Consider the following 22,126-nt stretch of genomic DNA (forward strand, 5'->3'; position numbering starts at 1 on the left):
TTAACAAATCGATTGAATTGGAATACCTAGTGAGTTCTCCTACGCGTTTTTCTGCTAAAAAAAGAAACGCTCGTCATATGGTTAAAGCGGCGCACGTCCCTGAGCCTTCATCTGAGGCAAGGGAAGTTGCACCTGTAGAAGCACCTCAGGCTCCCGTAGAGAAGGCTGATACTACGGCAAGTCCAGTGGCCTCTCTGCAGACCGCTTCTGAGCAGCTTTCGTCTGCTTTTGCGTCGTTTGCGCAGCGTAAGCCCGCAGAAGTGTCTGCTGCACAGCCCGTAGAAAAACCTGCAGAAAAATCCGCTACACAGCCCGCAGAAAAACCTGCAGAGGGCATGCGGTCTAAAGTTGCGTCAGAAAAAAAGAAGCGTCAGAAAACTCCTCTATCTGCACGCAAAAGCATTCGTGTGGAGAAACACCGCCACAATCAAGCAGATCCAGAACCAGAACAGCGTCATTCTCGCCCGGTGAGTGCGGGCAGAAGAAAGCTTGAGCTGGTAAGTGTCGTTGCAATTTTGGTGCTTGCGGTGCTCTCGATTGTGCTGGTTAACCGACCAAGTCAAAAAACGCTGGTGTTTGGCAACAATCAGGTGACGTATACCGGCACTACCATTCAAGGAAAGATGAATGGTCAAGGCAAGATGACTTTTGAGAATGGTGATACCTACGAGGGAGAATTTGTCGACGGGTATTTCCAAGGTACGGGAACGTATACTTCAAAAGATGGCTGGACGTACGAAGGTCAGTTTGTAAAAGGCCAGGCAGACGGACAGGGAAAGCTCACTACGCAAGACAACATTGTGTACGAAGGAACTTTTAAGCAAGGGATTTATCAAAGTGCGAATTAAATGGTTTTCGCTTGTACGTATAACAGGACTTGTTTTAGTCCTCATATATCACTTTTTTAAGGACGCGCTTCCAGGTGGCTTCATTGGTGTCGACGTATTCTTTACGTTCTCGGGCTATCTCATCACGGCTCTCTTGATTGACGAGTTTGCTCGCTTTAGATCCATCGACGTCATTGGATTCCTGCGCAGGCGTTTTTACAGAATTGTGCCGCCGCTTGTGTTTATGGTGCTTGTATGCACGCCGTTTCTTCTGCTTGTGCGTACCGAGTTCATTTCCGGTATTAAGTATCAGATTGCCGCAGCTCTTGGCTTTGTAACTAACTACTTTGAGATAGTTCTGGGCAACAGCTATGAGAATCAATTTGCTCCTCACGTGTATCTGCACACCTGGAGTCTTGCCGTTGAGATGCATTTTTATGTGCTCTGGGGTTTGTGCGCCTGGCTGCTTGCTTGCATGAGCAAAACAATTAGAAGCTATAAGGTAAAGATTGCTGGAGCTTCCCTGGTGCTGTTCGTTGTTACTTACTTGGCGATGGCCAACGGCGCCCAAAACTCCACGAATCTTTCTATCCAGTATTTCTCGACGCAAACGCACGTGTTCCCCTTCTTTATCGGTGCGCTTTTATCGTGTGTTGCAGGAATTGCTCAGACGGGCGAGCTCTTTGACCAGCTCGAGCAGAAGCTTTCTACTCAGCTAACGCTTGTGGGCCTTGTGGCAAGCTGCGGCGTTCTTGTCTTCCTGAGCGTCTTCATGCACTTCGAGGATCTCTTCACGTACACCTTTGGTTTCCTTTTTGCCTCGCTCGCAGCAGCCGCAATGATTTTCTTTGCTCGCATGTTGCATCAAAAAACCGAGGGTATCAACGAGCCTGGCATCGTTTCTTTTGTGGCAGATACCAGCTACGGCGTGTATCTGTTCCACTGGCCTTTGTACATTATTTTTGCCGAGAAGGTCGATCCAGTCCTAGCTGCACTCCTAACCCTGGTGCTTTCGTTTGTATTTGCAAGCTGCTCGTTCTATGTACTTGAGCCAGCGCTGGCAGGGAAGTCTCCGGAGATCTTCTCGCGCATCAAGCTTGATGGTCAGAAGGTTTTGCGAGGTACCGGCCTTGCGCTTATTCCTTTTGCTGCGGCCGTTGCCTTTATTGCGCTAACCGCTCCACAGCTTAGCGATTTCCAGAACGATCTGCTGCTCAATGCTTCGTTGCAGGAGCAGAGTACCATGACCATGACTCGCAAGCATGCGGATACCTCGCAGGCAAGCAACTACAACGTTGTTGAGGGAGTCACCTACATTGGCGATTCCGTTTCGCTGCGTGCTCGTTCTTACCTGCAGGATGCGCTGCCCGATGCTCAAATTGACGCTTCTGTTAGTAGAAACGTGGCGATGGGCGTAGATTTGCTGCAGTCCGCAATCGATAACAACACCCTCTACCAGGACGTTGTTGTTGCCCTGGGCACCAACCCTGTTGGTGGCTCCGATGCGGTTGATAAGATTGTGGACATGCTACCGCGTGGACATCGTCTGATTTTTGTCACTCCGTATGACGGTAGAAACTCCGATCCAAATGCTGGTGCAAATGCTATTCGCGCACACGAGCTTGAGCTCGCTCAACAGTACGACTTCATTACCATTGCGGATTGGGCACAGATTGCTCAGGATAATCCTGACATTTGGTCAGGTACTGACTATGTTCACTTTGGCTCTGATTCAGATTCCATTAATCGTGGTGGTACCCTCTACGCGCAGATGGTCAAAGATGCCGTAGATAAAGCAAATCAGGGCCACGTAAAACCATAAGCTCACCTAAACCACAAAAGACCACGTTAACCCACAATTTTGTTGCCATTCTTCCTACTCGTTCGTAACGACGCGGTTGAATGGCAATTTACAATGCGATTGTTCTATATAGCTTGGAGATTTGGTGTCTCTTGCGACAAACCATCCGAAGACGGCAATCTAATGCGAGCCATAATCACAATTAATGGGTCAATTCATCATTATGTATAAATAAGACTCAATATTCGTAATGGTGAATACTGATATATAAATATTTTAACTACCCCTATTTTCGAGCCTCTAGCTACACACCTATGTCGGATAATCTGCTTAATGCGAGGCAAAAAACACACCTAAGTCCAATAATCTGCAAGATATAGAGGTTTTGAGTGCAATGTATACGCCTTTTGAGCAGATTATCTGACATAGGTGTGTTCTCGCGCTCCACGTCGCACCCTCGCGTTCCACGTCGCACCCTCGCGCACCGCATCGCACCCTCGCGTTTTGCAGGCATATCCTCTTTCCAGCTTCTCTACTGTGGAGTCCTCGCAATATTTCATTAGAATGGACTATGTGAATATTTCATCTGACAGCCCCTTAAGGAGGAGCACATGGCAGAGTTTGTCTATCAGATGTACAAGGCTCGCAAAGCTGTCGGCGAAAAGGTCATCCTTGATGACGTCACCGTCGGCGTATACCCAGGCGCAAAAATCGGTGTTGTGGGTCCAAACGGAATGGGAAAGTCCACCTTGCTCAAGGTTATTGCCGGCATGGAGGACGTTTCTAACGGAGAGGCAAAGCTTACCCCAGGTTACACCGTTGGCCTGCTCCAGCAGGAGCCGCCGCTGGATGAGACCAAAACGGTCAAGGAGAACATCGAGCTTGCCTTCGGTGACCTGCTTGCCAAGATCGCGCGCTTCAACGAGATTGGCGTTGAGATGGGCAATCCTGACGCCGATTTTGACGCGCTTATGTCAGAGATGGGCCAGCTCCAGACCGAGATCGACGCAGCTAACGGCTGGGATCTGGACAGCCAGCTCTCTCAGGCAATGGACGCGCTCCAGTGCCCTGATCCAGATTCTCCCGTCACTCATCTCTCTGGTGGCGAGAAACGCCGTGTAGCCCTGTGTCGTCTGCTTCTCGAGGCACCTGACCTGCTCCTTCTTGACGAGCCCACCAACCACCTTGACGCGGAGTCGGTGCTCTGGCTTGAGAAGTTCCTGCACGATTACCCCGGCGCCGTCATGGCCGTCACGCACGACCGCTACTTCCTCGACGACGTTGCCGAGTGGATCTGCGAGGTTGACCGCGGACAGCTCTATCCTTACGAGGGCAACTACTCAACCTACCTGGAGAACAAGGCCGCACGTCTCGAGGCTCAGAACCAGCAGGACGCCAAGCGCGCAAAGAAAATGCGTGCTGAGCTGGAGTGGGTTCGTTCGTCTCCTAAGGCTCGCCAGGCAAAAAACCGCGCGCGTCTTGACCGCTATGAGCAGATGGAAGCAGAGGCTCGTGCATCCAAGAAACTCGACTTCACCGAGATCCAGATTCCTGTGGGTCCGCGTCTGGGCCAGAAGGTCCTGGAGGCCGATCACATCCACAAGGCCTTTGGCGACCGCGTTCTTATCGACGACCTTTCGTTTAGCCTGCCAAGAAACGGCATTGTTGGCGTGATTGGTCCCAACGGTGTTGGTAAATCCACGCTGTTCAAGGCTATTGTTGGCCAGGAGGAGCTCACTTCCGGTACGCTTGAGATTGGCGAGACGGTTCAAATTTCTTACGTTGACCAGCTCAGGCAGGGAATCGATCCAGATAAGACTATCTGGGAGGTTGTCTCTGACGGCAATGATTTCATCAAGGTGGGAGATACGGAAATTCCAAGCCGCGCCTATGTGGCCAGCTTCGGCTTTAAAGGACCTGACCAGCAGAAACGCGCTGGCGTCCTTTCTGGTGGCGAGAGGAACCGTCTAAACCTTGCCCTTACGCTTAAGCAGGGTGGAAACCTCCTGCTTCTGGACGAGCCTACCAACGACCTCGATATTGAGACGCTGGAAAGCCTTGAGGATGCACTTGAGCGCTTCCCAGGATGCTCGGTGGTAACCAGCCACGACCGTTGGTTCTTGGACCGCATTGCTACGCACATCCTTGCGTGGGAGGGCGACGACGAGAACCCAGGTAAGTGGTTCTGGTTTGAGGGTAACTTTGAGGCTTACCAGGCTAATCGTATCGAAAGACTTGGTCAGGAGGCTGCTCGTCCTCATCGCATTCACCGCAAGCTCACCCGCGACTAACGTATAGGTGGCGCAAACGCAGCGCATTCAAATAGAAGATAAAAATAGTAACTATTTTTATCATTAAGATTTTGTGCAATCTGTTTAAGAGACCAACAACTGGGTATCAAAAATGAGAAGCCAAAGAGCTTCTCATTTTTTGAGAAAAAGTTATGAGGAAAGAGAAGAACATGGCACTTGACACAAACGTTGGTAACATCCTTAATCTGCAGATCAACAAAGAGTTTTATTCCGCATATCTCTATCTGACTTTTGCAGATTTCTATGAGGAGCAGGGCCTGAAGGGCTTTGCAAACTGGTATGTTATCCAGTCTCAGGAAGAGCTTGCTCACGCACGTATTCTTCGTCGTTACCTACTTGATAACGATTGGACTCCAACCATGGAGGCAATCGCAAAGCCAGACCTTACCTTTACCAAGGTAGTTGAGCCAATCAAGGCAGCATACGAGCACGAGCAGTTCATTACCGCAAGCATTAACGAGTGCTATGCCGTTGCTCAGAAGGCAAACGATTTCCGCACTATGCAGCTACTTGACTGGTACGTTAAGGAGCAGGGCGAGGAAGAAGCAAATGCTTCCGATCTTCTCAAGGCAGTAGAGATCTTTGGTGGAGATCCAAAGAACCTGTATGACCTTGATCGCGAGAACGCTGCTCGCGTCTTTGTAGCACCTACTATGCCAATGTAAGTAGCAGCTTAAGCGCAGCTCGTTTGCGACAGCAGCTTAAGCGCGACCTGCACACGGGTGTGCGGCAGCTTGTACGCGTGGCTTGCTCGCAGCTTAAACGCTACAGTGGAGTTTCAATAGCCTCTGATTTGTCCGAAGAGGCGCCTGATAGCTCAGCAAAGATGGCACCGCCTATGATGCAGGCGGTGCCTATTATTTTGAGAAGACCAAAGGGCTCGCCAAGGATAAGTGCCGAGAAAATAACTGCAGATAGTGGCTCAAGGTAGCCAAAGACTGCCACGCGCTGAACAGGAATCTTGGTAAGTTGTGGGAAATACAAAAATGATCCAAGGCCTGTGTTAAAGAGACCGATGGTCAGAACGGCCAGCCAGTTTACCGACGCTGGATTTGCGGGCAGTTCAATGCCATGGAATACAACAGTAACCAGAGCAACAATAGCGCAGCCAATGCCCAGTTGAATGCTGGTGCCTTCAATACCAGAAACACCTTTGAGCTGCCTGTTACAAATAACCATAACGGCATAAAGAACAGCAGAGAGAGCGCCTAGAAGAAGACCAACTGGCGAGAGGTTCAGTCCAACTCCATAGCCAATAATAAGGGCAGCTCCAATAACAACTACAAGAAATCCTAGTATCTTTTTAGCAGTGAGTTTCTCGCCAAATAAAAGGGGAGAGAGCGCCATTACAATAACGGGTCCGCAGTAGTACTCAAGCGTTGCAATACCAACGCCTACCAGGCGATACGCCTCAAAAAGAAAGGTCCACTGAAGACCCAAGGCAATGCCTGATCCAACGAGCGCCTGGAAGTCCTTGGGGTAGTTTTGAATGGTAAAAGCCTCTTTTTGTACAAGCTTAACCGCGAGCAAAAAGAGCGTGCCCAAAAGCATACGGAAGAAGACAATTTGGTAGCTAGGAAGATTGATAAAGCTTGCAACGATTCCGTTAGAACCGCAGATGATAAGCGCAATTAGGTAGAGCACGGTAGGTTTAAATGTGGCGTCTCTCATCGGCTACTCGCAAATTTCTGTATCCACGGACTGTGGAATTCTGTCGTTACAAATTACCTGGTAGAACAGGTTTTCTTGCTCTCGTTGATCGGAGGTCTGACCAAGCATCCACATAGTTTTTGCAACCAGAGCTTCGGTAGTCATATCGTCTCCAGAGAGAACGCCGGGCATATCTTGATAGGTTCTACCAACTTCATATACACCCAGGTCAAGACCCTCTTCAGGAACTTGTGTGGTAATAACTACAGTGCGACCAGACGCAATCCAATCGGTGATAGCTTCTTCGTAAGAGCCGTCGTATGAGGGGATGCCACCAATACCAAAGGTTTCAAGCACAATAGCGTCGTAGTCATTCTTCAGAAGGTAGAAGATAGATGGATTAAGCTCGGGGGTCAGTTTAAGCACAATGACACGTGTATTAAGCGTTTCATAGGTGGTAAGACCGCCATCTACCTGCTCTTGATTTGGAGCACTACGAATAATCTTGTTGCCACGGATGTGGGCAAGCGGTGGATAATTCATGCTCGTAAATGCATTGAAGCTCAGGGTGCGCTGTTTATGAGCGCGGGTGCCGGCAATAACCTCGTTGCCAAAAACCACCACGACTCCGGCGCTTCTGTCGTCGAGCGCGTAGAGAACGGAGTGGTAGAGGTTAAGTTTGGCGTCGGTAAACGGATTTGCCATTGGCTGTTGAGAGCCTGTGAGCACAATGGGTTTCTCGCTATTTTGAATCAGGTAGGAGAGGGCAGCGGCGGTATATGCCATGGTATCGGTGCCGTGAAGGATAATAAAGCCGTCGTAGGCATCGTACGACTCAATAATGGCGTCTCTGATCTGGAGCCAATTTTGAGGGCGCATATTGGTGCTGTCGATATTCATGACTTGTTTGAAATCAAATTCACAGAGGTCATGAACAAGAGGGACGTTGGCTAAAAGCTCTTCTCCTGAAAGTGAGGGAGCCAAGCCCGATTCAGTGGAAACAGAAGCAATAGTTCCTCCTGTTGCCATCAGTAAAAGTTTCTTCACACGTCCCCCATGAACTCCAATTGTGCAGACTTTACAGAAAATAAGTCTGTATAGCGCTTTATTGTAACGGGATAGATGCTTTTCAAGGCGAGAAAAGCAAAGTCGGTGTATTCTTTTTTCGGTAAACGAATCTTTTAGCAAGGATTGTTGATGGCAGAGAACAACCTCTTTGGTTTTGGTAAGAAAAAGCGTCCAGCTCAGGTTCCACCTACTGTCTCTCGTAATGGGGAGTCTTCTACTTCTCCACGTGCGGTACGAGGTCGTCACGCAGCTGTTGGAAGCCGTGCACAGGCGCAGCGTAGGATGACGCAAGATCGCCCAACAAATCCCGTTAACCATGCCCGTGCAGATGCCGCCCGTGCACGTGGTCGAGCAAGAACTGCTTACGGCAATCACTATGGCACGCTCAACCCCAGAGATGAAGCTCAGGCAGCATATGCGGCCAGGAGACGTCGTTCTTCTCGCATGAGACTGGGTCGTGTGGCGCTGGCAGTATTGCTTGCAGCCATCATCTTGTGGGTAGTGTTTACACTGGTAAGTTCATGTAGCCCAGGAGGCGCTTTTGCGCATGCTCAGGCGCTTGATCCTACCGTTACCCTGGCTGGTTCCGTGAAGGTCGGATAGCCTTACGGGCTGCGACGCGTTTAGCATTTGTGGCTGGCGCGTGAGCTCTATTTTGGACTCTTACTTGTAGAGACGCGTGAGAAGTCCAAATTCAAATCAACTGAACCGGTAATACCGTCAACTTGTCCTGTTGAGGTGTATTGCCATATCAAAAAGTTAAAGTTTACGTCTGGCTGATCAACGTATTGTGCCAGCCAAATGGGCTCGTCGAGTGAGACCAGGTCAAAGCGATTCAGATCAACTTTGTTGCCATACACAATAACGCGGTATCCTGCTTCTTGAATGGTGGTGCAAAACGCGCGCGCAATTGCGTTAGTTTCTGCGGGGGAAAGGTTGTCGGCGCGACCGCTGTAATCGGGAGAAGGCTCCAGATCAAACGCAACAGGAAGAGCAAGCTTTGTAACTCCTGCTTCCCGTAACTGCTGCAGAACAAAAGCTGCCTCCTCGCGAGCTTCTTCCACGTTAATAGCCTGCGAGAAGAAGTACACACCTACATCAAGACCAGCGCTTTGCGCACCCTTTAGATTGGTCTCAAACAGCTCATCCGCGTGAATACTACCCTCGGTGGAGCCGCGGTAGCCAATGCGAAGCATGGCAAACTGAATGTTATCGGCAGCAACGGCCTCCCAGTCAATAAACCCCTGGTGAGAAGAGACGTCAACGCCCGTGCGTGTGAGCTCTTCTCCGTCCACCACATAATGCGCACGTCCCGTTGCATCATAGGTGAGGTTTTCCCACTCATAGGGGACTTCGTTTTTGATGATCAGGTTGTTGTCAAAAGAGAGGGAGAAAAGTCCCTGGCACGATTGCAACAATGCCAGCACAAATACAATGGCCAGCGTAATGAGTCCCCAGGTAACAACAGGATTATTCTGGGAATTTTGCTCAAGTATATGCATCGCCCGCTGCTTACGTTTTGAAGCGTTTGCAGAAGCAGGTGTATGTTTAGTTTTAGAACGAGTCGTAGAGTTTCTCGTTTTCTTGCTTTTATGTGAGCTCTTAAAAATCACTGGTGAAAGAATTGTCCTTGTTCAAAAATTGGCTCGCAACACACGTTAATGCCCAGCTTGTGATAGATGGACTCGTCATCGCTTGGAATAATTGACGAGAAATACGCGTCGCATCCACGGAGTAGTTGCGTGGCATCAACGGCTTTTCCGGCCAATGGGTTGGTAATTGAGCTGATAGAGAGCGCAATGAGCATCTCGTCGGCGCAGAGGCTGGTGCGAGCTAGCTTAAAGTTGTTCTCTTTTAGCGTGCAAATAGGCCTTAGGACCTCATCTGAGACAATAAACGTCTTCTTCTCAATACCAACTACGTATTTGAGGGCGTTGAGCAAAAGCGACGCTGGCGCACCTAAAAGCTCCGAAGTCTTGCCGGTAATAATGGTGCCGTCAGGCATAACCATAGCGCCCGCAAGCTTTCCTGTCTCTTCTGCTTTATGCAAACAAGCTGCATGAGCTGGCGAGAAGTTCTGGTCAACGTTAACGTCTTTCATCAAGAGATTAATCTTTGTGAGTTCACGCTCACCCATGCCCGTACGCTCGAGTTTCTCGGCAGCCCTAAACCACCTGCGTACAATCTCTGCCTTTGAAGCTTCTTGGCAAACCTCATCATCAATAATGCAGTTGCCAACCATATTGACACCCATATCGGTTGGAGACTGATACGGGCTGGTACCTGCGATTTTCTCCATCATGGCTTTAAGCACAGGAAAAGCCTCAACGTCGCGGTTGTAGTTAACGGTAACTTTGCCGTGAGCCTCAAGGTGATATGGATCGATGATGTTGTTGTCGCCCAAATCTGCCGTGGCTGCCTCATAGGCAACGTTTACGGGATGCTTGAGCGGAAGGTTCCAAACAGGGAATGTCTCAAATTTTGCATAACCTGCGCGGACTCCACGCGCGTTCTCGTTGTAGAGCTGCGAGAGGCAGACAGCAAGCTTGCCTGAGCCAGGACCAGGTGCTGTCACAACAACCAGAGGATGCGTAGTCTTTACGTACTCGTTTTTACCGTAGCCCTCCGCCGAGACGATAAGGTCAATATTGGAGGGGTAGCCCTCAATGGGGTAGTGGCGGTACACGGCAATGCCCATGTTTTCTAGGCGCGCACGATAGGCCTTTGCCTTTGGCTGACCAGAGTACTGCGTAATGACAACGCCGCCAATGGCAAGGCCGCGAGCACGGAAGATGTCCATAAGCCTCAACACGTCATCGGCATAGGTAACGCCAATATCGCTTCTGCGCTTGCCGTTTTCAATGTCGTTTGCGTTGATGGCAAAGACAACCTCTGCCTCGTGAGCAAGCTGCTGAAGCATCTGAGCTTTTGCGTCTGGAGCAAATCCAGGGAGGATGCGAGAAGCGTGGTTGTCGTCGAGCAGTTTACCGCCAAACTCAAGGTAGAGCTTGCCGCCAAATTCACTGATACGCTGGTGGATTCGATCCGCCTGCATAGTGATGTACTTCTCGTTATCAAAGCCGATACGCATGCGTCCTCCTGCCAAGATTTACTGTAGAAATTGTATCATCAAGCGCAGACTTCCTATACGCTATAAGCTATACAGAAAACAAATAAACAACCAAGGAGTTGTGTATGGATAGCAAGTTTTCACAAACACCTTCTCGTGGCGAGAAGTTCAAAGAGCTGGCACTGAGTGCCTTGCGTGCATTTGGTTATGGTTGTCTTACAGCAGCTGGAATGAGTGCTGTTATCTTCGCATTTGCGTACTTTACCAGCGGTATGGATATGTTTACGGGCATCGACTGGGTGCGCCGTGTTATGTACGTCATTTCTTCTTTGGGAATTATTGCTTGCGGCGTTGGTCTGCTCTTTAGCGGAAAAGAGTACGAGGACCGCCAGATGGGCTTTACGCGCGATATTGATGACCCCATCAGCCTTAAAGAAGGAAAGCTTGATCCTCGTATTTCAAAAATCGAGACCAATCACCTTTCTTGGCAAGCAGCAATTCTTTATGCCTCAATTGGTATGTTTGTAGTTACCACTATCTTTGACGAGGTTATGAGCCACACCTTCTTGATGTAGGTATCCTCGTCTGGACAGAGACAACTTACTAGGACAGTGGTGGCTTGCTAGTACGGAGGTAGAGCGCCTAGTATAAAGGCAGCTCGCCCGTTAACGGATCAATATCTTCTGCAGCCAGTGGCTCAAATGCCAGGCAGGTAAATGTTGGTTCTCCATGGAACTCGGTAAAGCCCGCGTCCCTAATAAGGGCCACGACAAAACCACGAGCTTTTCCCTCGACAGCAAGCTCAAGCAACGCTTCTTCAGAATCAACATAGACACATACCTTTGCAACGCCAGCATCAAACCAGTTAGTGATTGCAGAGGTATCTTCGTCAGCATGGTCCAAATAGACCCAATTCTGATCATCGGTAACACGAACCTGATCAAGTCGACGCTCTTTTGCAAGTGCCATCAGCGTGGCTTCAACACATGCATGGCTTGCCTGAGCGGCAATTTTACCTTTTCGCATCTTAAGATCGCGACGAATAACAATCATTTGTTTTGATTTATATGAAGAACTTGGCATGAAAAACCTTTCTAGAAACTGAGTGCTAAGTGTACCATTCACGGCTTTCCGATTTTTGTCGCAAGTAAATCTCGAAGGATCAAAAAGGCTCTCTAAAACCAAGAGCGGCGAGAAGAACGTTGAATGTTCAGCTTGTTACATCAATAAGTTAAATAACGGCACCTGTGTAGAAAGTTGATTCTTGTTCATGCTGCTAAGGTTGACTGAGGAGGTGTCTATGAGAGAGTTAGTTATTTTTGTCATGTATATCTGGGCTTCAATATCGGATATGCGAAATCGCACTATTCCAAATAGAATCCCTATTTTGCTCGCTTTTTTATGGCCTATTTGGCTTGTGGCAAATGAAAAGCGCACTGAGTTACTGATGAATGCATTATGGAGTGAGCTCTTTGTTATATGTGTACTGGTTACCGTAGGTATAGTTACAAAATTTATAGGTCATATGTCTTCTCTGGGAGGAGGAGATATTAAACTAATTCTCTCAACATGCCTTTATCTTGAAATAAAAGAGACATTTGTCTTTTTATTTTTAGCAAATATTTTAGGTGTTATGTTTTCCTTTCTGTTCTTTATTTGGCGTAAATTTTTAAAGAGAGAAGACAGAAATAAAGAAGAAATTACCAGTTCAGATAGTATATTTATGTATACATTTCCTTTTGCGCCATTTCTTGGATTTGGTGTGGCACTTGCGCTATTTTTACGCTAAAATCGGGAAGTGTTATATGAATTTAAAAATTCTTCTAATTCCCGAATATATAAAAAGTTTTTTCTGCTATCAATAGTTTACACGTTGCGTTGAGAGATTGAGTACCCCCAACACTCAATTTCATTACTGAATGGCCCCGACTGTTCAGATCTCTCGTTATGCGAGGCAACGTATGCCATGGAGGCAGGACGACTATTAACGTGGTCGCACACATGTCGCCCTGCCTCATGGCAACCTTTAAGAGCAAGAAGCTCTGCTTCTGATATACCCATTATTTCAAGTATTTAAAAGTAAATATACAGCTACTAAGCTATTTTCCTGTGGTTTTATACGTGCCAGAAACCAGCTGCATGGATCATCCAAAATCTTAAAAGCCAGATGGCATTGAACTGCCTCTCATTTCTTATGTCCAAGAAATGGGAGGCAGTCCATATGCGGGTGATTATGATTCTGCAGCGTGTTAGCGTCGGCTTTTAGTCCTGGCAGACAAAATAGCGCAGCTTTGGTAGGTTCTGCCGAAGAATCGACATGTTTTTAATCAAGATAGCTAGGCTGCTAGGTGGTCGCACTACCCGATATGCATCTCTATGCATAAACTTAACCTAATATGCTATAAAATGAATAGCGTCATATAAAATATTTAACTATAGGTAAATTTCGCACCTACGGAACACACTTAAGTCGGATATTCTGCTCAGATGTGGGCATTTTACACATCTAATGATGATAATCTGCATGATTTAGCTATTTTCAGCGTCATGTATACGTCTTTTTGACAGATTATCCGACTTAGGTGTGTTTTGAACTGCCTCCTATTTCTCGTGTCCAAGAAATGGGAGGCAGTTCATATAGAGACTCTTTGTTATCGCAGAAAAAATGCCAATACATTATTTTGCATAGAGGAATTGATTTTTGCATATCTTTTGTATAGCCAATTAATCCCAGACAGAAAAGTCACTTACGATTTATTTACGTAACAGGTATGCAATTTTCTTTAAATTTCCGCTTGTAAAACAACATAACAAATTGTATCTGAAGATATTTTAGTGTAGTATGATACGGTAACAGCACGAGACTATGCATAAAACATACGCATGTTTTTAAGGCATCGTTTGAGCAGATGGGGCTGTGAGATGGCTAAGGCAGGTGTTACCAAAAAGACCGACCCAGGTTTGGGTAGGACAGTAGCAAGGTTGTTACAAGAAAGTGGCAAGCGCCAGGTAGACCTGTGCGAATTCTCACATTGGTCACGTGCGTATGTCTCTTATATTTGCACCGAGCGCCGTAAGTGGCCTTCATTTGATAAAGCAAAGGTTATCGCTGACTTTTTCTCCTTAAGTCTTGATCAACTCTGGGTTGAGCATCTTAAAGATCTTGTTGATGCTGGCGTGGAGCTTACAGAGATGCAGAAGAAGAATTTAGCCGAGGGTGTTAATCTTCCAAATCCTACTGTTATGCATGACGGAAATGACAATAGAGAATACCTTCAACCTGTTGTTTCCTCGGGGAACGGTTCAGATTACACGCTCCCGGAAATTCTTGGCGTCGAATAAGTATTTTTGACTATTTTTATTGTTTTCAATGCCATACTTGCTGTATACGCGTATGATTCAGCGTTGTTCAGATTGCATGGGGCTATCTGAAGAGTAGGAGATGTGCAAGATGGCTGGACTACACTGTTCAGACTGCGCTTTTAGCTCGTTCAAATTTAACGAGGACGCCCAGATGTATCAGGCGTACTGCTCGCGCGGCTATTTGCTGGCTGATCCACATATCCATGAGCTTTTCGCCATGCACTTTGCTAAGTCTCCAGAGGATTTTGTTCCCGTCAAAGATCCGTTTAATCGCGAGTATCTAAGGAAGTCATATATCTGCGGAGAATTTATTAAGCGTAAGGATAATTTGGGTTAACGGTATGTCTTAAAACCCTGTTATGTAACATAGCAGGGTTTTATTATGCCTCTGACGTGTTTCTCGTCTAATCAATATCAAAGAATTAAGTAAATATCACAAAAGTTGTTATGTAACGATTATAGATTTCTGCATAATTAGTTAACTTTCTGTTATATGTTCCTCTTAAAACAAGATAGTATTGATTTGGGGGAATCTCCTTATTACAAGGGGATTTAAAACATTTATAAAGGAGCGACAGCAATGTCGAGGCGACCACAAACAGAAAGTTGCGACACTCGTCACAGACTTCTTAAATCCGCAGAGCAAGAGTTTGCTTTACAGGGATACGATAAAGCTTCACTTCGACAGATTTGTGCACATGCAGGCGTTACCACGGGCGCTCTTTATTTCTTCTTTGATAACAAAGAGGACCTCTTTAAGAATGTTTTGATTCCTGTCACTGAAGGCGCAATTCAGATTCTTGAGGATTACAAAGATCATCTGCTGGTCTCTGGCGAAAGAAATCTTGAAGACACTCCTTTGGGTGATAAAGAAACGCTCGAGAAATTCTTGGACCTTCTGTACGGCAATAGGTACGTGGCGCAGATTCTTGTGAATAATCGAGAAAACCCATATGTTGCCTATTTCTTTGAAGAGTTGACCGAGGTTATCTCTGCAACCATCAGAGCTATTCTTTATCCTAACGTTGCACAGGTTAAACCCTATGATGAGTTTATTATTACCTGGCTTGCTCAAACTGAAATGACCACCATTGTCAATATTCTTAAAAATGATGAGACTCGTGAAGAGGCTGACGGTCATATAAATTCAGCAGTAATGTTTACGCAAGGTGGCATCAAGGCTTTAGTTGCAGAGCATTAAGTGTTCATCTATGCATAAAAATTGACAATATCTACTTATTTCCGTTATCCTCTTACAAGGTATAAATCACCCGAAGGAGACCTTTATGAAGTTCAATAAGCTCGGCCTCGTAGCAGCATCCGCTTCTGCCGTTCTTGCACTTGCTGGCTGCAATCTTATTCCAAATCTTGCTGATCCAGGAACCACTACTGGCGGTGGTCAGCAGCAACAGCAGCAACAGCAGACTGCACCTGATGCAAATACCGCAACCAAGCCTTCAGATACTCGTGCTGGTGACTCTGACTCTAAGGACCTCTATAACACTCTGATGGATAAGCACAACACTTCAGAGCAGGTTACCAACGTTCAGAAGTACGTTGATGATATTAAGAAGACTGGCGATAAGACTGAGGTTCTTATCGACACCGATAAGATTACCGTTACCGTTACCGGCATTGGTGTTGACTTTGAGAACTCCAACGGCTATCTGGTTGAGGTTGTTAACAAGACCGATACCAACATCTTCATTCAGACCACCGACACCGCTATTGGCAAGGATGAGCTGAGCTTGTTTGTTAACGCAGCTCCTAACGCAACTACCAAGGGCTTTGCATTCTTTGACCCAGGTGTAAAGATGGATCCATCCGCAACTGTTCGTGGTACCATCCTTGCTCTTTATGGTTCTGACTACAGCATGGATTCCTTCAACGTTATGTTCTAAGTTTCACTTAGTTCGTTGACTGCAAAGGCTCAGCTTTTAGCTGAGCCTTTTTTGTTAGCGAGAAACCCTGTCAAAAGCAGTTAAATGAGTCAGTATTAAGTTATTAGAATCCGTTAGACTATAGAGTTGTTAGCTATTAGAAAAGCATATATGCACTGCATATAAGGAGCTACGATGCTAGATTTAGATAAAAACACAGACAGGTCATATAACGATCTTATCTTTTTAAAACCTCTTTTTCACAATAAGATTTGGGGCGGCAGAAGGCTTGCTGAAGAGTATGGCTATGACATTCCTGAAGGTGCAGTAGGAGAGTGCTGGGCAATCAGCGCACATCCTAACGGAGACTGTGAAGTTGCCTCTGGTGCCTTTGAAGGAAACACTCTTTCCGAGCTATGGGTTTCTCATCGAGAGCTTTTTGGTAATGCAGAGGGCGACCGTTTCCCACTTCTCATTAAAATTCTTGATGCAAAAGATGACCTCTCTGTTCAGGTTCATCCAGATGACACGTACGCAGCAGAACACGAGAATGGTTCTCTGGGAAAGTCTGAGTGCTGGTATATTCTTGATGCAAAAGAGAATGGCGATATTGTTGTAGGACAAAATGCCTCCTCAAAAGAAGAGTTTGCAGCCATGGTTGAGCAGGGAAAGTGGTCTGAACTGCTCAATTACGTTCCTATCAAGGCTGGAGATTTCTTTAGGATTGATCCTGGAACCGTTCACGCCATTAGAACGGGCACGCTTATTCTTGAAACGCAGCAGAGCTCAGATATTACATACCGTGTGTATGACTATGATCGTTTAGGAGACGATGGCAAGCCTCGTGACTTGCATCTGGCACAGAGCTTAGAGGTTATTGATTACGCTCAGAAGGCTCCAACATCTGGAGAAATTACTGCTCCAGAAATTGATGGCAAAACTGAACTTATGAGCTGCAAGTACTTCTCGGTAGAAAAATATGAGATTCATGAGGCAAAAACTATTGCTCAGCCATGGCCGTTTATGTGCATAAGTGTCATTGAGGGAGAAGGTACGGTTTGCGCTGATGGTGGCAATGGAGTAGAGCATAGGATTTGCAAGGGCTCGCATTTTATTGCACCTGCATCTTCTGGTAGCCTGCGCTTTACGGGCACTATGACATTGATTACCTCTCATCTTCCTCATACAAAGTAGGATGATACATAAGTCGAATGCAGCTTAATGTGTAACATTTGACTCGTTTCAAGTAGAATATAAAAAGTTGAGCCTTTTATACGTTTATAGGAGGAACGTATGAATAAAGAGATGATTACTCGTCGCGCTTTTGCTGGATTGGCTGCAGGCGGTGCTGCCAGCACGCTTGCTGCTTGTAATAGTGACGTGATGCAGGCAATCTTAAACCCTGATTCTATTCTTGGTGGAGCTGGTCAAGATCCTCAGAATGGCGGTCAAGGCGGTACTGGTGATGCACCTTCTCAGTCAGATTTTGTGAAGCTTGAAGAGATTCCAGACCATCCAACGCTAACCGGAGATTTTTCTAAGATTATTACTGGCGTCTGGTGTGTTGACAATGGCGTTGGAACTAAAGGTGGATCAAAGGAAGGCAAAACCTTTGACCATGGTGGCATGCTTAATCAGGGCTATAACGATGGAACCGTTCTTTACTATTCATTCAAAGAAGACGGCACTTTCTTCATGCATAATTTTAAAGGTGTGAAGAATGATGGTAAGTGGGAAGCAAAAGGAACTATTGCCATTCAATGTACGTATGATGATGGCGATAGTGTGCCAATGCTTTTTGATAAGGACGACAACAACTATCTGAAGTACAGTGATGCCAAGAGCGAAATTACATTTAATTTCAAAAAACTTTCTGACAATCCAGACGATACTTCACAGATAGCTTATATTGAAGGACAGGTAGTCAATTTTGCTGCCACCATTCCTGGTACGTATTATCTCTTTGGCTTGCACTATGCAGATGGTTCTAAAGAAGATTTGACCAGTGATCAGATTGAGTCTATGAATAAGGGTTCTGGCGGAGCGTATACCTTCTCTGCTCATAAGGATGGAGCTGCTGCACTGTTCTATCCAGACGGTAGCGTTTCTCCTATTCAGATTGTTGCAGAAGAGCCTTCGGCGGATGGTCTTTCTTTCCCCATTCTTGCTCAGGGCTTTTCAGAAACTGAACAGATATCTAAGTCTGTTCTATACACTACTGCGGAAAATAAAAAGCTTCTCAGTATTGATGCTCCTGGGTTTACTCTTAAGTTTGCCCTCCTTAATCACCGTGAGGATGATTGGGCTAAATATGAGTATCCACCAAAGGCAGAGTTCCCTTGGCAGCCAGATGGTAAGGGTGGCTATAAGCTAGTAACTCCTACTTCTGGTTCTGGTAATGGTGGTAGCTCTTCAGGAAATGGCGGCAGCTCTTCAGGAAATGGCGGCAGCGGCAAGGGCGGATTAGGTAAGAAATAACCCAGCCGTTTCTGGTTTCTTTTAGTAACAAAAAGCAGGCATATGATATGCCTGCTTTTTTCTTGCTAACCTTTTGCGCGTGTAAAAAGCGTGCTTTTCAGCAGAATGCTGATGTTACGCAGCGTGTGCGCCGCCCTCAATCTCACCAGTGCAATGTGGGCAGCGAGTTGCGCCTTCTTTAACCTCTTCAAGGCAGTGTGGGCAGTGTGGGGCTGCAACCTCTTCAACAGCCTCTTCTTCGTCCTTCTTAAGCTTGGAAGCCTTCATGAACTTATTGAGGGCTTTAACCATGCAGAAGACAATGAATGCAATGATCAGGAAGTTGATGATTGCGCTGATAAACGCACCAAAGTCAATGCCGTTCTGGGTGCCAGGAACTGGAATAGAAAGACCAGAAACCTCGGTGCCACCGCCAGAGATCAGCTTAATAAATGGGTTGATGATGTCATTGACAAGGGAGGTAACAATAGCGGTAAATGCGCCGCCAATGATGATACCAATAGCCATGTCCATAACATTGCCCTGCTGGATAAACTCTTTAAACTCCTCGATAAACTTTTTCATTTCATCCCTTTCGTTTAATTGGTAGAGGACAGATATTTCTACTCGCGCCTACGGCGTGCGCTTATGCGCTGGCCAGACCATAGATGCGAGAGTATTTATCAGTTAGATACTTGGTGTAGTAGTGGACGTCAAAAGGCTCACCGCATGCACCCAAGATAAGCTCCTTAGAGTCCTTTGCTCGGCCCCAGGTCCAAATGCGACTGCCCAGCCACTCTTTGATAGGTGCTAGGTCTCCTGATGCACAGACGGCGTCAAAGTCCATGCCCTCAGCAATCATGGCGTGCTTGTACTGTGCGCCATAAGCGCTGCCAAGAGCATAGGTTGGGAAGTAGCCAAACTCACCCCATGACCAGTGAACATCCTGAAGAGCGCCTTCGGTGTTGTTTGGAACCGTAACGCCCAGGTACTGCTTGTACTTCTCGGCCCAAAGAGCTGGAACGTCCTTTGCAGTAATCTCGCCAGACAAAAGTGCCTGCTCCATTTCGTAACGGATGAGGATGTGCAGAGGATAGGTGAGCTCGTCCGCCTCAGTGCGGATGAGACTTGGCTGTACCTTATTAGCTGCCGAGAAGAGCTGGAAGGCAGTGACACGATTCAGCTGGCCAGGGAAATGCTTGCGCATAAGCTGAATAAGAGGCTCAGCAAAAGCCTCAGAAAGGCCAACGTAGTTCTCAAAGAACCTAGACTGGGACTCGTGCATACCCATAGAAGTGCCGGTGCTCAGAGAGGTAAAGCGGTACTCCCAGTTAATGCCCTGTTCGTAGAGGGCGTGACCGTTCTCATGCAGCATGGAATAAACGTTGGAGAGAACGTTATTCTCGTAAGCATGGCTGGCAACCATAACAAAGCCGATACCAGGGCCACCGGTGTAAGGGTGCTCAGTTTTGCCAAGCCAGTAAGCGTCCTCGTCAAGACCCTGGAGCTTTACCAGGTCTTTTGCAAGATCCCACTGACGGTTAACGTCAAACTTACCCTCAAGAGGTTTGGTGCTTGGCTGACGCTTAGAAGCCATACAATCAGCAACCAGAGGAACTACCACTTCTTTAACATTATTGAAGAAGGTGTTGTAGAACTCTCTGTTGGTGCCGTGCTCAAAATCGCTGAGTAAGAGATCATATGGGTCTTTGGAAGCATCGCGTGCCTGGCACATCTCTTTGCGAAGCTCAATTAAGTTATCCAGCTTTGGAGCAAAGAGTGACCAGTCATCGCTGTTCTTTGCCTGCTCCCAGACCTCGTTAGCCTCTGTGGTAAGACGAACAAAGTTGCTCTGAAGCTCAACAGGTACATCTACCAGCTGGCTTCTATCGCGACGAAGAATTTTAACTTGTGCGCGATGAGTCTCATCAAGTAGAGCGCGATTCTCGTGAAGTCTATCAAGGAGTGCGCCAACAGCAGGATCACAGAGGGTCTCCTGGACCTGCTCGCCAAGGATTGCCAGGGCTTCTCCGCGCTCTTCAGCAGCCTTTTTTGGATCGATGCATGGTCCAAAAGAGCCAATCTCATTAGCTGCGTAGTTGAGAGCAAAGAGCTTCTTCTCAAGTTCATCAAGTTTAGCGATATCATCGCGGGGATTTGAAAGCGCTGCGTTCAATTCAACAGTGTTATGTGCGCTGTCCATAAAAATCCTCTCTACAAAAATAGGTGTGACCAGTTATTTTACCGGTCAACAGAAACCGTTTAGCAATTGCGTCATATTTTACCCTGTTATTTATTGTTATTTGAGCGATACTAAAAAGACTACGTCCTAAAACAATAAGCACATCTTTTCGGCACAATTTTGCCCAAAGATGGCTTGTAAGGAGTAAGAGTTCTATGGATGACAGCAGAATCTCGTTTGACGTATGGAGTGATCTTTACGCAGATCGCGTTCAAACCATGCGAAAAAGCGAAGTACGAGATTTGTTTGCGGCCCTGTCTCGTCCAGGTGTTATTGCGCTGTCTGGTGGTCTGCCAGACATTTCTTCGCTGCCACTTGACCAGGTTGCAGAGTGCGCTCGACGCTGCGTTGCTGTTGAGGGACTTAGGTCTCTTCAGTATGGCAACTCTGATGGCCGCATTGAGTGCAGAAGGACCATCTGCAAGATTTTAGCTGCTCAGGGCGTCGAGGCTGATCCTGACGAGATGATTTTGACTTCTGGTTCTCAGCAGGCGCTTGATTTCTTGGGCCGTGTCTTTCTTAACTCAGGGGACGATATTATCTGTGAGGGTCCAAGCTATCTTGGCGCGTTCCAGGCATTTTCTGCATACGAGCCTACTGTTCACACCATTGATATGGACGAAGAAGGCATCAGAACAGACCTGCTTGAGGCAAAGCTCAAAGAGCTTGCAGACCAGGGCAGAAAGCCTAAGTTCATCTACGTTATTCCTAACTTTAACAATCCTGCCGGCATCACCATGTCTATGCCAAGGCGTCTGCGCCTTCTTGAGCTGGCGCGCCAGTACAACATCCCTGTTGTTGAGGATGACCCGTATGGTCTTATCCGTTTTGAGGGAGAAGATCTAACACGCCTTAAGACGCTTGATCCAAGTGTCATTTATCTGGGAACCACGTCAAAGATTTTTGCCCCTGGACTGCGCTTAGCATGGATGGTTGCACCTCGTCATTTCCTTGAGCGCATCAACCTTGCTAAGTCTGGCTCTGACCTGTGTACCAGCCCCTTTAACATGATTCTTGCTGAGCACTATTTCAATGAGGTTGATTGGCAGGCAGCACTTGAGGTGTCTAAGTCTCGCTATAAAGAGAGAAAAGACGCCATGCTCGCAGCGCTTGCAGAGTTCTTCCCCAAAGACGTTACCTGGACTAAGCCAGAGGGCGGTTTGTTCCTGTGGGTAACCTTCCCGCCATACCTCAACACTGAGCAGTTGCTTCCTCGTGCAATCGAAGAGGGAGTTGCCTTTGTACCAGGTGTTTATTGCTATCCTGACCAGCGTATTAGTTCAAGTATGCGCCTGTGCTACTCATTTGAGACGCCAGAGCGCATCCACGAGGCAATCCGCAGGCTGTCTTTGTGCGTCCAAGATCGCATGGCGCTGTATCGCGCATTCCTAGAGGCGGGCGCTCTACCTGAGTCTTCTCATTCTGAATCTCAATCCTCTGCAAGGGAGTGTTAAGT

At 47.1% G+C, this 22,126-nt stretch carries 21 protein-coding genes; 14 read left to right on the forward strand and 7 right to left on the reverse strand.

The features are described from left to right. Positions 1 to 29 precede the first annotated feature (29 nt). The 4 genes from HMPREF1493_RS07140 (at position 30) to HMPREF1493_RS05010 (ending at position 5,605) form a co-directional block, all read left to right on the forward strand. Positions 30 to 848, forward strand: coding sequence for an MORN repeat-containing protein (locus HMPREF1493_RS07140; RefSeq protein WP_232215514.1), 819 nt, complete (start codon positions 30 to 32; stop codon positions 846 to 848). Then, positions 838 to 2,649: an acyltransferase family protein gene (locus tag HMPREF1493_RS05000; protein WP_035428306.1), complete on the forward strand. Its 1,812-nt coding sequence runs from the start codon at positions 838 to 840 to the stop codon at positions 2,647 to 2,649. The genes HMPREF1493_RS07140 and HMPREF1493_RS05000 overlap by 11 nt, the downstream gene beginning before the upstream one ends. Positions 2,650 to 3,239: 590 nt before the next feature. After that, positions 3,240 to 4,919, forward strand: a complete 1,680-nt coding sequence (ettA, locus tag HMPREF1493_RS05005) for an energy-dependent translational throttle protein EttA (RefSeq protein ID WP_035428308.1) — start codon at positions 3,240 to 3,242, stop codon at positions 4,917 to 4,919. A gap of 170 nt (positions 4,920 to 5,089) precedes the next feature. Further along, entirely contained in the window at positions 5,090 to 5,605 is a 516-nt protein-coding gene (locus HMPREF1493_RS05010) for a ferritin (RefSeq protein ID WP_035428310.1), read from the forward strand. A gap of 100 nt (positions 5,606 to 5,705) precedes the next feature. Here the strand turns inward: HMPREF1493_RS05010 and HMPREF1493_RS05015 are convergent, their stop codons facing one another. Beyond that, positions 5,706 to 6,611 carry a DMT family transporter gene (locus HMPREF1493_RS05015; RefSeq protein WP_035428312.1) on the reverse strand — a complete coding sequence of 302 codons (906 nt, stop codon included), beginning with the start codon at positions 6,609 to 6,611 and terminating at the stop codon, positions 5,706 to 5,708. 3 nt (positions 6,612 to 6,614) lie between these two features. Next, entirely contained in the window at positions 6,615 to 7,637 is a 1,023-nt protein-coding gene (locus HMPREF1493_RS05020; RefSeq protein WP_035428315.1) for an asparaginase, read from the reverse strand. A gap of 150 nt (positions 7,638 to 7,787) precedes the next feature. On the opposite strand from HMPREF1493_RS05020, the gene HMPREF1493_RS05025 reads away from it, so the two are divergent. Continuing rightward, complete coding sequence (locus tag HMPREF1493_RS05025; RefSeq protein ID WP_035428317.1) at positions 7,788 to 8,261, forward strand: hypothetical protein; 474 nt, start codon at positions 7,788 to 7,790, stop codon at positions 8,259 to 8,261. A gap of 47 nt (positions 8,262 to 8,308) precedes the next feature. On the opposite strand, the gene HMPREF1493_RS05030 is transcribed toward HMPREF1493_RS05025, so the two are convergent. Next, positions 8,309 to 9,160: a glycoside hydrolase family 25 protein gene (locus tag HMPREF1493_RS05030; RefSeq protein ID WP_232215515.1), complete on the reverse strand. Its 852-nt coding sequence runs from the start codon at positions 9,158 to 9,160 to the stop codon at positions 8,309 to 8,311. Positions 9,161 to 9,267: 107 nt separating this feature from the next. Then, a complete protein-coding gene (locus HMPREF1493_RS05035) occupies positions 9,268 to 10,749 on the reverse strand; it encodes a DUF1846 domain-containing protein (protein WP_035428322.1) in 1,482 nt (493 codons plus the stop codon). Between the two features lie 104 nt (positions 10,750 to 10,853). On the opposite strand from HMPREF1493_RS05035, the gene HMPREF1493_RS05040 reads away from it, so the two are divergent. Next, positions 10,854 to 11,303 carry a hypothetical protein gene (locus HMPREF1493_RS05040; RefSeq protein ID WP_035428323.1) on the forward strand — a complete coding sequence of 150 codons (450 nt, stop codon included), beginning with the start codon at positions 10,854 to 10,856 and terminating at the stop codon, positions 11,301 to 11,303. A gap of 67 nt (positions 11,304 to 11,370) precedes the next feature. On the opposite strand, the gene pth2 is transcribed toward HMPREF1493_RS05040, so the two are convergent. After that, positions 11,371 to 11,811, reverse strand: a complete 441-nt coding sequence (gene pth2, locus HMPREF1493_RS05045; protein ID WP_035428325.1) for an aminoacyl-tRNA hydrolase — start codon at positions 11,809 to 11,811, stop codon at positions 11,371 to 11,373. A gap of 217 nt (positions 11,812 to 12,028) precedes the next feature. Between pth2 and HMPREF1493_RS05050 the strand changes: the two genes are divergently transcribed. The 7 genes from HMPREF1493_RS05050 (at position 12,029) to HMPREF1493_RS05080 (ending at position 18,449) form a co-directional block, all read left to right on the forward strand. Then, complete coding sequence (locus tag HMPREF1493_RS05050; RefSeq protein WP_035428327.1) at positions 12,029 to 12,517, forward strand: prepilin peptidase; 489 nt, start codon at positions 12,029 to 12,031, stop codon at positions 12,515 to 12,517. A 1,133-nt stretch (positions 12,518 to 13,650) separates the two neighbouring features. Continuing rightward, positions 13,651 to 14,070, forward strand: coding sequence for a helix-turn-helix domain-containing protein (locus HMPREF1493_RS07145; RefSeq protein WP_232215517.1), 420 nt, complete (start codon positions 13,651 to 13,653; stop codon positions 14,068 to 14,070). A gap of 109 nt (positions 14,071 to 14,179) precedes the next feature. Then, positions 14,180 to 14,428: a hypothetical protein gene (locus HMPREF1493_RS05060; protein WP_035428329.1), complete on the forward strand. Its 249-nt coding sequence runs from the start codon at positions 14,180 to 14,182 to the stop codon at positions 14,426 to 14,428. A 243-nt stretch (positions 14,429 to 14,671) separates the two neighbouring features. Continuing rightward, on the forward strand, positions 14,672 to 15,292 hold the full coding sequence (locus tag HMPREF1493_RS05065) for a TetR/AcrR family transcriptional regulator (protein ID WP_035428331.1): 621 nt from the start codon (positions 14,672 to 14,674) through the stop codon (positions 15,290 to 15,292). 85 nt (positions 15,293 to 15,377) lie between these two features. Then, positions 15,378 to 15,992, forward strand: coding sequence for a hypothetical protein (locus HMPREF1493_RS05070; RefSeq protein ID WP_035428333.1), 615 nt, complete (start codon positions 15,378 to 15,380; stop codon positions 15,990 to 15,992). Between the two features lie 174 nt (positions 15,993 to 16,166). After that, a complete protein-coding gene (manA, locus tag HMPREF1493_RS05075; RefSeq protein ID WP_035428336.1) occupies positions 16,167 to 17,165 on the forward strand; it encodes a mannose-6-phosphate isomerase, class I in 999 nt (332 codons plus the stop codon). A 99-nt stretch (positions 17,166 to 17,264) separates the two neighbouring features. Then, complete coding sequence (locus HMPREF1493_RS05080) at positions 17,265 to 18,449, forward strand: hypothetical protein (protein WP_051485284.1); 1,185 nt, start codon at positions 17,265 to 17,267, stop codon at positions 18,447 to 18,449. Positions 18,450 to 18,563: 114 nt separating this feature from the next. Here HMPREF1493_RS05080 and mscL read toward each other — a convergent pair whose 3' ends face one another. Next, complete coding sequence (mscL, locus tag HMPREF1493_RS05085; RefSeq protein ID WP_035428338.1) at positions 18,564 to 19,013, reverse strand: large conductance mechanosensitive channel protein MscL; 450 nt, start codon at positions 19,011 to 19,013, stop codon at positions 18,564 to 18,566. A gap of 61 nt (positions 19,014 to 19,074) precedes the next feature. Further along, positions 19,075 to 20,631, reverse strand: coding sequence for a carboxypeptidase M32 (locus HMPREF1493_RS05090; RefSeq protein WP_035428339.1), 1,557 nt, complete (start codon positions 20,629 to 20,631; stop codon positions 19,075 to 19,077). 194 nt (positions 20,632 to 20,825) lie between these two features. On the opposite strand from HMPREF1493_RS05090, the gene HMPREF1493_RS05095 reads away from it, so the two are divergent. Next, positions 20,826 to 22,124, forward strand: coding sequence for an aminotransferase-like domain-containing protein (locus HMPREF1493_RS05095; RefSeq protein WP_035428341.1), 1,299 nt, complete (start codon positions 20,826 to 20,828; stop codon positions 22,122 to 22,124). Positions 22,125 to 22,126 lie beyond the last annotated feature (2 nt).

The sequence above is a fragment of the Atopobium sp. ICM42b genome (assembly GCA_000564995.1).
Lineage (GTDB): Bacteria > Actinomycetota > Coriobacteriia > Coriobacteriales > Atopobiaceae > Lancefieldella.

What these genes read in the sequence shown, in the direction of transcription:
- ettA (WP_035428308.1), top strand. Translation starts at nt 3,240, where the DNA reads ATGGCAGAGTTTGTCTATCAGATGTACAAGGCTCGCAAAGCTGTCGGC.
- HMPREF1493_RS05010 (WP_035428310.1), top strand. Translation starts at nt 5,090, where the DNA reads ATGGCACTTGACACAAACGTTGGTAACATCCTTAATCTGCAGATCAAC.
- HMPREF1493_RS05015 (WP_035428312.1), bottom strand. Translation starts at nt 6,611, where the DNA reads ATGAGAGACGCCACATTTAAACCTACCGTGCTCTACCTAATTGCGCTT.
- HMPREF1493_RS05025 (WP_035428317.1), top strand. Translation starts at nt 7,788, where the DNA reads ATGGCAGAGAACAACCTCTTTGGTTTTGGTAAGAAAAAGCGTCCAGCT.
- HMPREF1493_RS05030 (WP_232215515.1), bottom strand. Translation starts at nt 9,160, where the DNA reads ATGCATATACTTGAGCAAAATTCCCAGAATAATCCTGTTGTTACCTGG.
- HMPREF1493_RS05035 (WP_035428322.1), bottom strand. Translation starts at nt 10,749, where the DNA reads ATGCGTATCGGCTTTGATAACGAGAAGTACATCACTATGCAGGCGGAT.
- HMPREF1493_RS05040 (WP_035428323.1), top strand. Translation starts at nt 10,854, where the DNA reads ATGGATAGCAAGTTTTCACAAACACCTTCTCGTGGCGAGAAGTTCAAA.
- pth2 (WP_035428325.1), bottom strand. Translation starts at nt 11,811, where the DNA reads ATGCCAAGTTCTTCATATAAATCAAAACAAATGATTGTTATTCGTCGC.
- HMPREF1493_RS05050 (WP_035428327.1), top strand. Translation starts at nt 12,029, where the DNA reads ATGAGAGAGTTAGTTATTTTTGTCATGTATATCTGGGCTTCAATATCG.
- HMPREF1493_RS07145 (WP_232215517.1), top strand. Translation starts at nt 13,651, where the DNA reads ATGGCTAAGGCAGGTGTTACCAAAAAGACCGACCCAGGTTTGGGTAGG.
- HMPREF1493_RS05060 (WP_035428329.1), top strand. Translation starts at nt 14,180, where the DNA reads ATGGCTGGACTACACTGTTCAGACTGCGCTTTTAGCTCGTTCAAATTT.
- HMPREF1493_RS05065 (WP_035428331.1), top strand. Translation starts at nt 14,672, where the DNA reads ATGTCGAGGCGACCACAAACAGAAAGTTGCGACACTCGTCACAGACTT.
- HMPREF1493_RS05070 (WP_035428333.1), top strand. Translation starts at nt 15,378, where the DNA reads ATGAAGTTCAATAAGCTCGGCCTCGTAGCAGCATCCGCTTCTGCCGTT.
- manA (WP_035428336.1), top strand. Translation starts at nt 16,167, where the DNA reads ATGCTAGATTTAGATAAAAACACAGACAGGTCATATAACGATCTTATC.
- HMPREF1493_RS05080 (WP_051485284.1), top strand. Translation starts at nt 17,265, where the DNA reads ATGAATAAAGAGATGATTACTCGTCGCGCTTTTGCTGGATTGGCTGCA.
- mscL (WP_035428338.1), bottom strand. Translation starts at nt 19,013, where the DNA reads ATGAAAAAGTTTATCGAGGAGTTTAAAGAGTTTATCCAGCAGGGCAAT.
- HMPREF1493_RS05090 (WP_035428339.1), bottom strand. Translation starts at nt 20,631, where the DNA reads ATGGACAGCGCACATAACACTGTTGAATTGAACGCAGCGCTTTCAAAT.
- HMPREF1493_RS05095 (WP_035428341.1), top strand. Translation starts at nt 20,826, where the DNA reads ATGGATGACAGCAGAATCTCGTTTGACGTATGGAGTGATCTTTACGCA.